We start from the raw sequence: 13,731 nt of genomic DNA on the forward strand, positions 1-13,731 counted from the left end.
TGGGACGTACGAGGCCGGTGGGCCGGTCAGCCGGTCGTGGCCGACGGTGACTCCGCTGCCGACGGTGACGCCGATGCCGACGGGGCCGGTCCTCCGCCGCCCTCGCCGTCGTTCGTCTCGTCCGGGTCCACCGCCAGCGTCAGACGCGCGTGTACGCCCCGGCCGATGTGCCGTCTGTCGTACTTGAGGTAGAGCAGGCCGCCCTCGTGACCGTTCTGCGGGTAGATGCCGTCCTCGGTGAGGGTCGTGCGGGTCGCGGTGTTGGAGACGTACGGCTCCAGGACCGCCGTGGCCAGGACGGACTTCTCGTCGAAGAACAACTGGCCGGTGTGGCAGGTGTGGCCGCCCTCGTAGCCCGCGTCCGTCCACTCGCCGTCGACGTGCACCTTGACGTGGATGTGGACGCAGCGGCCCTGGTACCAGCCGGGGAAGACCGTCCTGAACTCCACCTCGCCGTGGCGGTCCGTGTGCCAGGTGCCGCGCAGGAAGCGGTCGTCGTCGGTCGGCTCCTGGTGGCCTCCGCCGCCACCGGGGGGCGGGCCACCCGTAGGGGTGCCGGTCGGGGTGTCGGTGGGGGTGCCCGACGGGGGCGCGCCCGTGGGGGCCGGGCCGCCACCCCCGCCGCCCGCCTCGTAGCCGGAGTAGACGCCGGTCGCGTTGCAGTGCCAGATGTCCACGGCCGCGTCGCGCAGCGGTCGGCAGGTGTCGGCGTCGATCACCTTGAGCGCCAGCGTGAGCGGGATGCCTTCCTGGTCCTCCGTCACATCGCGGCGGATCTTGTCGGCGTCGATGTAGTACGGGCCCTCGACCAGCTCCGAGGTGAGCGTGTAGCAGGCGTCCTGGGGTGTGCCCCGGGGTACGTGCCGGGGCGCCTCCCGGGGCACGCTCTGCGGAGTCGCCGAGGCGTTCGCCGCCAGCGCCCCGCCGACGCCCACCGCCGTCACCGCCGCGCCCCCGGCCACCAGGACCGTACGGCGGGCCAACTGTCCTCTGTCTTCCGGTACTTGGGAATCCGTCATGGCCCGGAAGGTAGAGGTGAGAAACGTGACATGAACATGAGAATGCGCTGTGAATCCTGTGGACAGCCGAAAGGGCTCGAAACCGATGCCGGTTCCGAGCCCCAACTGCCGTGGTCCGGCTGCTGCTTCAGCCGCTGCTTCAGCTGCTACTTCGGCTGCGGCTTCCGCACCGAGAGGTGCAGCTCCCGCAGGCGCGTCTCGTCCAGCTCGGTGGGCGCGCCCATCATCAGGTCCTGGGCGTTGCCGTTGAGCGGGAAGGAGATCGTCTCGCGGATGTTCGGCTCCTCCGCGAGCAGCATGACGATGCGGTCGACGCCGGGGGCGATCCCGCCGTGCGGCGGGGCGCCGAAGCGGAACGCGCGCAGCATGCCCGCGAACTGCTCCTCGACGGTCTCGCGGTCGTAGCCCGCGATCTCGAAGGCCTTGAGCATGATGTCGGGCTCGTGGTTGCGGATCGCGCCGGAGGACAGCTCCACGCCGTTGCAGACGATGTCGTACTGCCAGCCCAGGATGTCCAGCGGGTCCTGGGTCTCCAGGGCCTCCAGACCGCCCTGGGGCATCGAGAACGGGTTGTGCGAGAAGTCGATCTTCCCGGTCTCCTCGTCCTTCTCGTACATCGGGAAGTCGACGATCCAGCAGAAGCGGAAGACGCCCTCCTCGAAGTGGCCGGCGCGCTTGGCGGCCTCGACGCGGACCGCGCCCATGATCTTCGAGACCTCTTCGAACTCGCCCGCGCCGAAGAACACCGCGTGGCCGGCCGCCAGCGACAGGCGCTTGGTCAGCTCGGCGACGTTCTCCTCCGTCAGGAACTTCGCGATCGGGCCCGTCAGCGAGCCGTCCTCGGTCACGCGGACCCAGGCCAGGCCCTTCGCGCCGAGGGTGACCGCGAAGTCGCCGAGCTGGTCGAAGAACTTGCGGGGCTGCGCGGAGACATCGGGGACCGCCAGCGCGCGGACGTGCTTGCCCGCGAACGCCTTGAACTCCGAGCCCTCGAACACGTCCGTGATGTCGGTGAGTTCGAGCTTGGCGCGCAGGTCCGGCTTGTCGGAGCCGTACTTCAGCATCGACTCGCGGAACGGGATGCGCGGGAAGGGCGAGGTGACCTCCTGGCCGCCGCCGAACTCCGTGAACAGCTCCGTCATCAGCTTCTCGATCGGCTGGAAGACGTCTTCCTGCTCGACGAAGCTCATCTCCACGTCGAGCTGGTAGAACTCGCCCGGCGAGCGGTCCGCGCGGGCGTCCTCGTCGCGGAAGCAGGGCGCGATCTGGAAGTAGCGGTCGAAGCCGGAGATCATCAGCAGCTGCTTGAACTGCTGGGGCGCCTGCGGGAGGGCGTAGAACTTGCCCGGGTTGAGGCGGGACGGGACCACGAAGTCGCGCGCGCCCTCGGGGGAGGTCGCGGAGAGGATCGGGGTGGCCATCTCGTTGAAGCCGAGGGCGACCATCTTCGAGCGGATCGAGGCGATCACCGAGGACCGCAGCATGATGTTGCGGTGCATGCGCTCGCGGCGCAGGTCCAGGAAGCGGTACTCCAGGCGCCGTTCCTCGTTGACCCCGTCCTCGGTGTTGATGGTGAAGGGGAGCGGGGCGGCGGCACCGAGCAGCTCGACCTCGCCGACCTCGACCTCGATCTCACCGGTCGGCAGGTCCGGGTTGACGTTGTCGGCGCCCCGGGAGACGACCTTGCCGTCGACGCGGACGGTCGACTCCTTGGTGACCTTGTCGAGGGCCTCGTACGCGGGCGTGCCAGGGCGGGCGACGAGCTGCGTGATGCCGTAGTGATCGCGCAGATCGATGAAGAGGATGCCGCCCAGGTCGCGCCGATTGTGCAGCCAGCCACTCAGCCGGACGTCGGTGCCGACGTCAGAGGCGCGGAGCTCGCCGCAGGTGTGGGACCTGTACCGATGCATCGTCGTTCATCCAGCCTTCGCGGATCGGGGAGTGTTTCACGTGAAACACCCCCAAGGGTACCGGCCGCCCACCGCCTGCCTCCCCGGGTTTCCCCGCATGCGTCGACACCCCCACCACGGACACCAAACACTGAGTCGACTCAAGTTTTCCCCGAACGAACCCCGCTGAATCCGTCAAAAAATCGCGCACGAATACATTGACGCCAGCCATCCACCCTGTTTCACTCAGGTTTCGCGCCCCGGAAACCCCCACGACGCGGGTCGTGTCCACCTCCCTCCTGAGACCTGGTGAACACTCATGACGCACAGCGATGTCGCGGCCTCCGAGGCCACATCCGTGAGTTCCGTCCCGGCCCCGGTCGGGCCCTTCGACGCCGACGGCCGCCCGCGCTACCGGCTCGGCCCCCTCTACTTCACGTTTCCGCTGGCCGGCCTCGCCCTGGTGCTGATCTGGGTGGGCGTCGGCTCCTTCCTGATCCCCATCCAGGTCACCAGGATCAAGGGCTTCAACGACCCCGACGCCCTCAAGAACGCCGTCGCGATCGGTGCCGCCGTCGCCGCGATCGGCAACCCCGTCTTCGGACAGATCTCGGACCGCACCCGCTCCCGCTTCGGCCGCCGCGCCCCCTGGATGCTGATCTGCGCGCTCCTCGGCGCGGGCGCCCTGCTCTGGCAGTCGCAGGCCAAGTCGATCGGCGTCCTGGCCCTCACCTGGGGCTTCGTCCAGCTGATCGTCAACGGCTACCAGGCCGCGACCACCGCCAACATGCCCGACCGGATCCCCCCGGCCAAGTACGGCGCCTTCTCCGCGCTCTCCGGCCTCGCCACCCCGATCGGGACCATCGCCATCGCCTACGTCATCGGCGGCATCGACGGGAGCAAGCTCGGTCTGGACGGTGTCGTCGGCGGCTTCGGCGGACGCTTCCAGGGAGCCGACGGCTACTACCTGATCGCCGGCCTGCTGGTCGCGCTCACCCTCGTCTTCGTGCTCGTCACCCCGGAGAAGTCCACCCTCGACATGCCCGTCGAGCCCTTCGACCTGAAGCGGTTCCTCGGGAACTTCTGGGTCAACCCGAAGCGGCACCCCGACTTCGCGGTGGCCTTCGTCTCCCGGTTCGGAGTCGTCGCCGGCTACTTCATGGTGGTGACCTTCAGCTACTACATCCTCATGGAGTACGTCCATGTCGCCCCGCAGGACGCGGCGGCCACCATGGGCTTCCTGATGGTCGTCAACGCCCTGGCGATGGTCGGCGCCGCGCTGGTCATCGGCACCCTGGTGGACCGCTTCGGCCGGGTCAAGCCGTTCGTGCTCGGCTCGGGCCTGCTCGCCTCGGTGTCGCTGTTCATCCCCATGGCGTTCGACTCGGTGGGCGGCATGACCGCGTTCAACATCGTCAACGGTCTGGCGTTCGGTATGTACATGGCCGTGGACATGGCACTGATCACCAAGGTGCTGCCCCGCGGCGAGGACGCCGGCAAGGACATGGGCCTGATCAACATCGCCAACTCGGCCCCCCAGGTCGCCGCCCCCTTCATGGCCGCCGCGATCGTCGAGCACTGGGGCTACGACGCCCTGTTCCCGCTGTGCGCGGTCGTCTCGCTGGTCGGAGCGGTGCTGGTGCTGTTCGTGAAGTCGGTCCGCTAGACGCCGTGGCCGCACCGCCGCCGGGGCGGGTGCGCGGACCGTGAGGTCCTCGCACCCGCCCCCGACGCGTCCCCCTGTCGGCACCGCCCCCGTAAGGTCGAGGCATGACGAGCGACACGAGCACGACGAGCCGGGCCCGGGGGCCGTACGCGAGGACCGCGCAGCGGCGCCGGGCCATCGCGCGTGCCGTGCTGGAGATCGTCCTGGAGAAGGGCCACGGCAACGTCACCACCGCCGAGGTGGCCCGCAGGTCCGGTTCGCGCGAGGCGACCGTCCTCTACCACTACCCGACCAAGGACCACCTCCTGGTGGCCGCGCTCCAGTCCGCCGAGGACGAGGACAGCGGCGGCCGGACCGAGGACCTCTCCGGAACCCTGGACATGGAGGACCTGCGCGCCTTCGCCCGGGCCGCGCCGCGCCGCGAGGCCATCATGCGGCTCTACACCGCGCTGGCCGGGAACGCGACGGTTCCCGGGCATCCCGCGCAGGAGTACTTCACCGACCACTACCGCATGGGCATCAGCCACTTCGCACGCATGGTGGAACAGCGCCAGGACGCCGGCCTCGCGCATCCCGGCCTGGACGCGGTGCGGGTGGCCCGCCAGATCGTCGCGGTCTGGGACGGCCTCCAGGCCCAGTGGCTGGTGACCCCGGACTTCGACCTCGGGGACGAACTGGTCACCGCGGTACGGCGGTTGACCGCCGAGAACTGGATGGAGGCCCGGCGCGCCCTCCTCGACCCGGCGGCCGGTCTGTAGGAACGGAAGGGGGAAGGGGCCGGAGAGCGAACGCTCCGGCCCCTTCCCCCTTTTCCGTCAACTTCCCGCCCTACAGCGCGTTGCGCCGCGCGATCTCCCCCAAGTACCGCGCGCTGTCCTTGACTTCACGCCGCTGCGTGGCCCGGTCGACGGCGACGAGTCCGAACTGCTGCCGATAGCCGAGCATCCACTCGAAGTTGTCCAGCGCCGACCAGTAGTAGTAGCCGCGCACGTCCACGCCGTCGGCGAGGCAGCGTTCGACGCCTTCGAGGGCGCGGCGCACGAACTCCGTACGGCGGCTGTCGTCGGTGGTGGACACGCCGTTCTCGGTGACGACGAGCGGCAGGCCCGCGCCGGCCGCCCGGCGCAGCGCGCCCTCCAGCGCCTCGGGGTAGAACTCGTAGCCCATCCCGGTGAGTTCGGCGTCGGCCGGGTGCGGTCTGATGCCGTCCGCGTCGACCAGGGCCCTGGTGTAGTTCTGGACGCCCAGGAAGTCGTCGCCCTCGGTGACCGTCAGGAAGTCGCCGACCTGCTCGGCCCAGAGGCGGTCGGCGGCCTCCTCGCCGCCCGGCAGCGCCTGGATGTCGCTGATCGCCAGCGTGAGGCCGACCTGGGTGGCCGGGCTGGCCTCCCGGACCGCGCGCCGCGCGGCGATGTGGGCCTGCTTCACCACCTCCGCCCCGGTCTCCGTGGCGGTGAACAGGAAGACGTGCAACTCCTCGGGCGTGGTGCCGAGTTCGGCGGCTGCCGCCTTGAACCCGCCGCCGAAGAGATCGCCCATGGAGTCGTCGACGCCGACCGGCGCCTGGGAGCCGTCCGCGCCGTCCGTGGCGGGCCGCAGACTGCGGATCAGCGGGGCGATGTTGGCCTCGTTGATGGTGCACACGTACGGGATCAGCGGGCCGAGTTCGCTCATCACCAGCCGGCAGTAGGCGGCGAACCGCTCGGGCGTGCCCTCCCATTCCCAGCCGCCGAGCCTCATCAGCCAGCGCGGGCTGGTGAAGTGATGGAGTGTCACATGCGGGACGAGTCCCAGCTCGTGGCAGGCCTCCAGCACATCGCGGTAGTGGGCTATCGCGGCGGACGAGAAGCGGCCGTCCTCCGGCTCGACGCGCGCCCACTCGATGGAGAAGCGGTACGAGGTGAAGCCCAGCTCCTTGAGCAGGGCGAGGTCCTGGCGGTAGAGCCGGTACTGGTCGCAGGCGTCCCCGCTGGGTTCGGCGAAGGACGAACCCGGCGCGTTCTCCAGGACCCAGAAGTCGCTGGCGATGTTGTTGCCCTCGACCTGGTGGGCGGCGGTGGCCGTGCCCCAGAGGAAACGGTCGGGGAAGGTCATGGATGCTCCCGGTGGCGTGGACGAGGTCACAAAAACTGAGTGAACATGAAAGAATTTCCATCGTCAAGACGCGTGAAGGCGCAGAAATGGCAGAGTGAACTCCGCGCTCGCACGTAAAAAATAAGGATCACTCAGTTATCGTGAGTCCTGAGGGCATCGACAGTCGGCAACAGTGGCAATGAACGATCACATCTTCTTAAATGGGGCAATGCGCACTGGTGAGCCCCTGCCCGCCGTGGGGGAGGTACTCGCCGCCCTCGCGACCGGTCTGTGGCACTGGGACACCGCCACGGAACTGGTCACGGTGGACGCCGAGGCCGCACGGCTGCTCGGGCTGCCCGCCGAGCCGGCCACCCTCACGGAGGCCCAGACCCGGGCCAGACTCCACCCCGTCGACTGGAACGAGATCGCCGGGGTCGTCGGCCTGGCCGTCGCCGAGGGCACCCTCGCCGAGGTCCGCATCCGGATCATGGACGTCCGGGGCCGGGTGATCCGCACCGTCCGCAGCCGCTCCAAGCCGTCCTACGACCCCGAGACCCGGTCGTTCGAGCTGATCGGCACCCTCCAGGAGGTCACCGAGCCCACGCCGGGCACGCCCGCCGGGCGGACCGCGGTCACCGGCGACTGGCGGCGCTCCCGGGAGGCGTTCCTGCTGGACGCGGGCCGGGCGCTCGCGGAGGCGCGGTCCACGGCGGAGGTGCTGCGGGTCGCGGCCGGCCTGTCCATGCCCGGCTTCTCGCCGGACGGCCTCGCGGTGTTCGGGGTGTCGGGCGACCGGCTCACGATCATCGGCCACCACGGGCAACAGCCCGGCGACGAAGACCCGTTCTCCCACATGTCCCTGGTGACGGACTATCCGGCCGCCGAGGTCGTCCGGACCGGCCGGGCCGTCTATCTGTCCACGCCCGAGCAGTACAAGTCCCGCTACCCGGTCACCTGGCCGCTCGCCCAGCGCTTCCACCGGCAGTCCTGGGCGTTCCTGCCGCTGACCGTGGCCGGGCGCACGATGGGCGCCTGGATGGCCGGCTTCACCTACCCGGTCGCCTTCACCCCGGACGAACGGTCCGTCCTGACCACCGTCGCCCGGATGCTCGCCCAGGCCCTGTCCCGGGCCGGTGTCGCCGAGTCCGAGCGGGAGCTGACCGACGGCCTCCAGCGCTCGATGCTGCCCACGCTGGGCCCGGAGATCCCGGGCATGAGCGTCGCCGCCCGCTACATACCGACCGGCGGCGGGCTCCAGGTCGGCGGCGACTGGTACGACATGATCCCGCTGCCCACCGGCCGGATCGCCCTGGTCATCGGGGACGTGCAGGGCCACGACGTGCGCGCCGCCGGGCTGATGGGGCAGCTCCGTATCGCCCTGCGCGCCTACGCCTCCGAGGGGCACCGGCCCGACGCGGTGCTCTCGCGCGCCTCCCGCTTCCTGCACGGCATCACCAACGGCGCCGCCGAGCCCGCCGACCCGCGCTTCGCGACCTGCCTCTACGTCGAGGCCGACCCGGAGACCGGCGTCCTGGAGATCGCCCGCGCCGGCCATCCCGACCCCGCGATACGCATGGCGGACGGGACGGTGCTGACCCGGCCCACGGCCGGCGGACTGCCGCTCGGCATCGACCCGGACGCCGACTATCCGACCACCACGCTCGCCCTGGAGCCCGGCGAGACCATGCTGATCTGCACCGACGGGCTGATCGAGACCGGCGGCCACGACCTGGAGACCGGCTGGCGGCGCATCCGGACCATCCTGGAGGAGCACAAGGGCGACCTGGAGGAACTCGCCGACGCGCTCGTCCAGGCCGTCCACGGGCCCTCCTCGCACCACACCACCGGCCCGCTCGCCGACCGCCGCGAGGACGACATCGCCGTACTCCTGCTGTCCCGGGAGGGCGAGAGCTGCGGCTGCGGCGACACCGTCACCGAAGCGCCGAGGATCCGCCGTACGGTCCTCACGGTCGCGCAGGCCGAGCCCGAGCGGATCGCGGTGGCCCGGCAGCAGCTGCGCGAGCTCCTCCACGACTGGACCGGGGAGGACCAGGTCGACTCGGCGGTCCTGCTCGTCTCCGAGATGCTCACCAACGTCCTTGTGCACACCGACGCCGACGCCCTGCTCACCGCCGAGGTGGCCGGCGAGGTCGGTGAGCGGCGGATGCGGGTCGAGGTCACGGACAGCGGCGACGACCTCCCGCACAAGCGGCACCCCGGTGAACTGGCGTCCTCCGGGCGGGGGTTGCTGCTGATCGAACTGCTCGCCGAGACCTGGGGCGTGGACCCGAGGGGCGAGGGCAAGAGCATCTGGTTCGAGCTCTACGAGTCCGACGGCGCCGGTTCCGCGGCCGGGTCGGCCGTGCCGTAGCGCTCCCGCAGTTCGTGGACGATGCCGAAGACGGCGGCCGTCAGCGGGACCGCGAGGAGCATGCCGAGGATGCCGGCCACGGAGGCTCCGGCGGTGATCGCGATCATCACCACCGCCGGGTGCATCTGCACGGTCCGGCTCTGGATCATCGGCTGGAGCACGTGCCCCTCCAGGACCTGCACGGCGAGGACGACCCCGAGGGCCCACAGGCCGACGACGACGCCCCGGTCGGCGAGCGCGACCAGCACGGCGACGGCGCCGGAGAGGAACGCGCCCAGGTAGGGGATGTAGGCGCCGACGAAGACCAGCGCGGCCAGGCCGACCGCCCCGGGCACGTCCAGCACGAGCAGGCCCACGCCGATGCAGATGGCGTCGATGAGGGCGATCACGGTGGTGCCGCGCATGAAGCCCTCGACGCCCTCGAAGGCCCGGCGGGCCATGGCCTCGACGAGGTCGGCGGTGCCGTGCGGGGCGAGCGAGCGCAGCAGCCCGGTGGCGAGGTGGGAGTCGCGCAGGAAGAAGAACACGAGCAGCAGCGCCAGGACGGCCATCGCGATGGCCTCGCCCACGACGCTCACCCCGCTGATCACGTTGGAGGCGGCCGTCGCCCCGAACTTGGCCAGCAGCTCCTTCGCGTTGGAGGCGAGGTCGTCGAGCGAGGTCCCGGCGGCCCCGAAGTGCTCGGCGACGGAGTTCGCCGCGTTCTTGAGCGAGGACACGATCTGGTCCCCGGTGTCGATCAGCGCGGCCACGACGATGTAGACGGCCCCGCCGACCGCGGCGACGACGGCGACACAGGTGATGCCCGCGGCCACGGACCGGTTGACCCCGGCCTTCACCAGCCTGCGGTACAGCGGCCCGAGCAGCGCGGTGCCCAGCAGCGCGAGCAGCACGGGTGTCACGGCGGTCCTGAACTCGACACAGAGCCGGATCCCGACGTAGCCGACCCCGCAGACGAGCAGCAGGACGGCGCACCAGGCGGCGAGACGGCGTACGGGACCGGGCAGAAGCTGCACGTTCCCAGCCGACCACGCGAAAGGCGGGCCGTCCCGTGGGGACGGCCCGCCCGGGTGACGGGGGGTCAGGCCTGCGGGCCGCTCCCGGTCATGCCGTGCACCGCGGGGATGGTGCCCAGGCGGCCCTTCTGGAAGTCCTCGAAGGCCTGCTGGAGTTCCTCGCGGGTGTTCATGACGAACGGGCCGTAGTGCGCCATCGGCTCCCGGATCGGACGGCCGCCGAGGATGACGACCTCCAGGTCCGGGGTGTGCGAGTCCTGCTGCTCGTCCGCGCGGACGGTCAGGGACGAACCCGCGCCGAACACGGCCGTCTGGCCCAGGTGGATCGGACGGCGGTCCGCGCCGGCCGAGCCCTTGCCCGCCATGACGTAGACGAGGCCGTTGAAGTCCTCGCGCCAGGGCAGGGTGAGTTCCGCGCCCGGGGCCACGGTGGCGTGCACCATCGTGATCGGGGTGTGGGTGATGCCGGGGCCCTGGTGGCCGTCCAGCTCACCGGCGATGACGCGCAGCAGGGCGCCGCCGTCCGGGGTGGTCAGCAGCTGCACCTGGCCGCCGCGGATGTCCTGGTAGCGCGGGGCCATCATCTTGTCCTTGGCCGGGAGGTTCACCCACAGCTGGAGGCCGTGGAAGAGGCCGCCGGACACGACGAGGGACTCCGGCGGGGCCTCGATGTGCAGCAGGCCCGCGCCCGCCGTCATCCACTGGGTGTCGCCGTTGGTGATGGTGCCGCCACCGCCGTTGGAGTCCTGGTGGTCGAAGACGCCGTCGATGATGTAGGTGACGGTCTCGAAGCCGCGGTGGGGGTGCCAGGGGGTGCCCTTGGGCTCGCCCGGCGCGTACTCCACCTCGCCCATCTGGTCCATCATGATGAACGGGTCGAGGTGACGGTAGTTGATCCCGGCGAACGCGCGGCGCACCGGGAAGCCCTCACCCTCGAAACCGCTCGGCGCGGTCGTGACGGTGAGCACGGGACGTGCCACGGCGTCGGCCGGTGCGGCCACGCGGGGCAGGGTCAGCGGGTTCTCTACGGTCACTGCAGGCATGTCGGGACCTCCTTGTGCGTCGAGTTTAGTTGAGCGTTGAACTTTCTGCCACCCCCAACAGAGAAAGCCCGGAGGGCATTCCCTCCGGGCGTCGGGTGCAGCGGGGCGACGGACGTCAGCCGTACATCCTGCGCATCGCGAACTCCACCATCTGCTCGACCGCCTTCGCGTCGAACACCATCCGGTGCTCGCCCTCCATGTCGACGACGAAGCCGTAGCCCGTCGGCAGCAGGTCGATCACCTCGGCGCCGGTGATCACGAAGTACTTGGACTCCTTGCCGGCGTAGCGGCGCAGTTCCTTGAGCGAGGTGAACATCGGGATCACCGGCTGCTGGGTGTTGTGCAGCGCGAGGAAGCCCGGGTTGTCGCCGCGCGGGCAGTAGACCTTGGAGGTCGCGAAGACCTGCTGGAAGTCCTCGGCGGCCATCTGCCCGGTGGTGAAGGCGCGCACCGCGTCCGCGAGCGAGGGCGGGGACGGCTCGGGGTAGAGCGGCGGCTGCTGGCCGTAGCCGCCCACGCCACCGGCCATCTGCTGCTGGGGCGGGACATACCCCTGCTGAGCCGCGCCCCCATCCATTGTCGGGCCGTATCCATACATGCGAGCAAGAGTACTGAGTCACAGATGGACGGCTTGGGGTTGCTTCTTATTACCGGTGGGTAGCATCATCGTAGCTACTACTGAGTACGAGTCTCGCTGTACATATCTTTCTACGGAGTCGTCGCCATGGGGCACTACAAGTCGAATCTCCGCGACATCGAGTTCAACCTCTTCGAGGTCCTCGGGCGCGACAAGCTGTACGGCACCGGTCCCTTCGCGGAGATGGACACGGACACCGCCAAGAGCGTCCTGGAGGAGCTGACCCGGCTCGCGGAGAACGAGCTCGCGGACTCCTTCGCCGACGCCGACCGCAACCCGCCGGTCTTCGACCCCGAGACGAACACCGCGCCCGTGCCGGCCTCCTTCAAGAAGAGCTACAAGGCCTTCATGGACTCCGAGTACTGGCGGCTCGGCCTGCCCGAGGCGATCGGCGGCACGACGGCTCCGCCCTCCCTGATCTGGTCGTACGCGGAGCTGATCCTCGGCGCCAACCCGGCCGTGTGGATGTACTCCTCCGGCCCGGCCTTCGCCGGCATCCTCTACGACGAGGGCAACGACGTACAGAAGAAGATCGCGCAGCTCGCCGTGGACCGGACCTGGGGTTCGACCATGGTGCTCACCGAGCCCGACGCGGGGTCCGATGTGGGCGCCGGCCGGACGAAGGCGGTCCAGCAGGAGGACGGCTCCTGGCACATCGAGGGCGTCAAGCGGTTCATCACCTCCGGTGAGCACGACATGGAGGAGAACATCCTTCACTACGTGCTGGCCAGGCCCGAGGGCCACGGACCGGGCACCAAGGGGCTGTCCCTCTTCCTCGTGCCGAAGTTCCTCTTCGACGTCGAGACCGGCGAGCTGGGCGAGCGCAACGGCGTCTACGCCACCAACGTCGAGCACAAGATGGGCCTCAAGGCCTCCAACACCTGCGAGCTGACCTTCGGCGACCGCCACCCCGCCAAGGGCTGGCTGATCGGCGACAAGCACGACGGCATCCGCCAGATGTTCCGGATCATCGAGTTCGCCCGGATGATGGTCGGCACCAAGGCCATCTCGACGCTGTCGACCGGCTACCTCAACGCCCTTGAGTACGCCAAGGAGCGCGTCCAGGGTCCCGACCTCGCGCAGTTCATGGACAAGACCGCGCCCAAGGTCACCATCACGCACCACCCGGACGTGCGCCGCTCGCTGATCACGCAGAAGGCGTACGCCGAGGGCATGCGCGCCCTGGTGCTGTACACCGCCTCGATCCAGGACGCCATCGCCGTCAAGGAGGCCGAGGGCTCCGACGCCTCCGCCGAGCACGCCCTCAACGACCTGCTCCTGCCGATCGTCAAGGGCTACGGCTCCGAGAAGGGCTACGAGCAGCTCGCCCAGTCGCTCCAGACCTTCGGCGGCTCCGGGTTCCTCCAGGAGTACCCGATCGAGCAGTACATCCGGGACGCCAAGATCGACACCCTGTACGAGGGCACCACCGCCATCCAGGGCCAGGACTTCTTCTTCCGGAAGATCGTCCGCAACCAGGGCGCGGCCCTCAACTCCCTCGCCGAGGACATCAAGAAGTTCCTCGCGCTGGGCACGGGCGGCGAGGAGCTGGCCGGCGCCCGCGAGCACCTCGCCAAGGCGGCCGTCGAACTGGAGGCCATCGTCGGCCTGATGCTCACCGACCTCGCGGCCACCGAGGACGACGTCAAGAACATCTACAAGGTGGGCCTCAACACCACCCGCCTGCTGCTCGCCTCCGGTGACGTCGTCGTCGGCTACCTGCTCCTGAAGGGTGCCGCCGTCGCCGTCGAGAAACTGGAGACGGCCACCACGAAGACCGTGTCCGCCAAGGACGTCCAGTTCTACACGGGCAAGATCGCGGCTGCGAAGTTCTTCGCGGCCCAGGTGCTGCCCGGTCTGACCCTGGCCCGCAAGGTCGCCGAGGGTGTCGGGCTGGACCTGATGGAACTGGACGAAGCCGCCTTCTAGCCAGCAGGGAAACCCGTTCCGGGACAGACCGGAACAGCTTCGCGAAACCCCACATCGCCCTTGCGAGGGCCCGCTCCCATCACCG

At 69.8% G+C, this 13,731-nt stretch carries 10 protein-coding genes; 4 read left to right on the forward strand and 6 right to left on the reverse strand.

What is annotated here, in order from left to right:
- Window positions 1-26 precede the first annotated feature (26 nt).
- Together ACIQPR_RS11520 and aspS are read right to left on the reverse strand one after the other, a co-directional pair.
- Entirely contained in the window at window positions 27-1,019 is a 993-nt protein-coding gene (locus ACIQPR_RS11520; RefSeq protein ID WP_403645548.1) for a dioxygenase, read from the reverse strand.
- 146 nt (window positions 1,020-1,165) lie between these two features.
- Entirely contained in the window at window positions 1,166-2,929 is a 1,764-nt protein-coding gene (gene aspS, locus ACIQPR_RS11525) for an aspartate--tRNA ligase (RefSeq protein WP_403645551.1), read from the reverse strand.
- A 298-nt stretch (window positions 2,930-3,227) separates the two neighbouring features.
- Here aspS and ACIQPR_RS11530 point away from each other — a divergent pair, with 298 nt between their 5' ends.
- Complete coding sequence (locus ACIQPR_RS11530; RefSeq protein ID WP_403645554.1) at window positions 3,228-4,574, forward strand: MFS transporter; 1,347 nt, start codon at window positions 3,228-3,230, stop codon at window positions 4,572-4,574.
- 104 nt (window positions 4,575-4,678) lie between these two features.
- Window positions 4,679-5,332, forward strand: a complete 654-nt coding sequence (locus tag ACIQPR_RS11535; protein ID WP_403645557.1) for a TetR/AcrR family transcriptional regulator — start codon at window positions 4,679-4,681, stop codon at window positions 5,330-5,332.
- 70 nt (window positions 5,333-5,402) lie between these two features.
- On the opposite strand, the gene ACIQPR_RS11540 is transcribed toward ACIQPR_RS11535, so the two are convergent.
- Window positions 5,403-6,668, reverse strand: coding sequence for a glycoside hydrolase family 1 protein (locus tag ACIQPR_RS11540; protein WP_403645560.1), 1,266 nt, complete (start codon window positions 6,666-6,668; stop codon window positions 5,403-5,405).
- A gap of 208 nt (window positions 6,669-6,876) precedes the next feature.
- Here ACIQPR_RS11540 and ACIQPR_RS11545 point away from each other — a divergent pair, with 208 nt between their 5' ends.
- Complete coding sequence (locus ACIQPR_RS11545) at window positions 6,877-9,021, forward strand: SpoIIE family protein phosphatase (protein WP_403645563.1); 2,145 nt, start codon at window positions 6,877-6,879, stop codon at window positions 9,019-9,021.
- On the opposite strand, the gene ACIQPR_RS11550 is transcribed toward ACIQPR_RS11545, so the two are convergent.
- From ACIQPR_RS11550 to ACIQPR_RS11560, 3 genes are all read right to left on the reverse strand, one after another.
- On the reverse strand, window positions 8,973-10,037 hold the full coding sequence (locus tag ACIQPR_RS11550; RefSeq protein ID WP_403645566.1) for an AI-2E family transporter: 1,065 nt from the start codon (window positions 10,035-10,037) through the stop codon (window positions 8,973-8,975). The two genes, ACIQPR_RS11545 and ACIQPR_RS11550, sit on opposite strands and share 49 nt — an antisense overlap.
- A gap of 65 nt (window positions 10,038-10,102) precedes the next feature.
- A complete protein-coding gene (locus ACIQPR_RS11555) occupies window positions 10,103-11,080 on the reverse strand; it encodes a pirin family protein (RefSeq protein WP_403645569.1) in 978 nt (325 codons plus the stop codon).
- Window positions 11,081-11,195: 115 nt separating this feature from the next.
- A complete protein-coding gene (locus ACIQPR_RS11560) occupies window positions 11,196-11,678 on the reverse strand; it encodes an SseB family protein (protein ID WP_403645571.1) in 483 nt (160 codons plus the stop codon).
- 126 nt (window positions 11,679-11,804) lie between these two features.
- Here ACIQPR_RS11560 and ACIQPR_RS11565 point away from each other — a divergent pair, with 126 nt between their 5' ends.
- Window positions 11,805-13,646: an acyl-CoA dehydrogenase gene (locus ACIQPR_RS11565; protein WP_403645574.1), complete on the forward strand. Its 1,842-nt coding sequence runs from the start codon at window positions 11,805-11,807 to the stop codon at window positions 13,644-13,646.
- Window positions 13,647-13,731 lie beyond the last annotated feature (85 nt).

The sequence above is a fragment of the Streptomyces sp. NPDC091280 genome (assembly GCF_044768565.1).
Lineage (GTDB): Bacteria > Actinomycetota > Actinomycetes > Streptomycetales > Streptomycetaceae > Streptomyces.

Excerpts from the sequence above, each read along its gene's own strand:
- ACIQPR_RS11520 (WP_403645548.1), bottom strand. The coding sequence starts at position 1,019 with ATGACGGATTCCCAAGTACCGGAAGACAGAGGACAGTTGGCCCGCCGT.
- aspS (WP_403645551.1), bottom strand. The coding sequence starts at position 2,929 with ATGCATCGGTACAGGTCCCACACCTGCGGCGAGCTCCGCGCCTCTGAC.
- ACIQPR_RS11530 (WP_403645554.1), top strand. The coding sequence starts at position 3,228 with ATGACGCACAGCGATGTCGCGGCCTCCGAGGCCACATCCGTGAGTTCC.
- ACIQPR_RS11535 (WP_403645557.1), top strand. The coding sequence starts at position 4,679 with ATGACGAGCGACACGAGCACGACGAGCCGGGCCCGGGGGCCGTACGCG.
- ACIQPR_RS11540 (WP_403645560.1), bottom strand. The coding sequence starts at position 6,668 with ATGACCTTCCCCGACCGTTTCCTCTGGGGCACGGCCACCGCCGCCCAC.
- ACIQPR_RS11545 (WP_403645563.1), top strand. The coding sequence starts at position 6,877 with ATGCGCACTGGTGAGCCCCTGCCCGCCGTGGGGGAGGTACTCGCCGCC.
- ACIQPR_RS11555 (WP_403645569.1), bottom strand. The coding sequence starts at position 11,080 with ATGCCTGCAGTGACCGTAGAGAACCCGCTGACCCTGCCCCGCGTGGCC.
- ACIQPR_RS11560 (WP_403645571.1), bottom strand. The coding sequence starts at position 11,678 with ATGTATGGATACGGCCCGACAATGGATGGGGGCGCGGCTCAGCAGGGG.
- ACIQPR_RS11565 (WP_403645574.1), top strand. The coding sequence starts at position 11,805 with ATGGGGCACTACAAGTCGAATCTCCGCGACATCGAGTTCAACCTCTTC.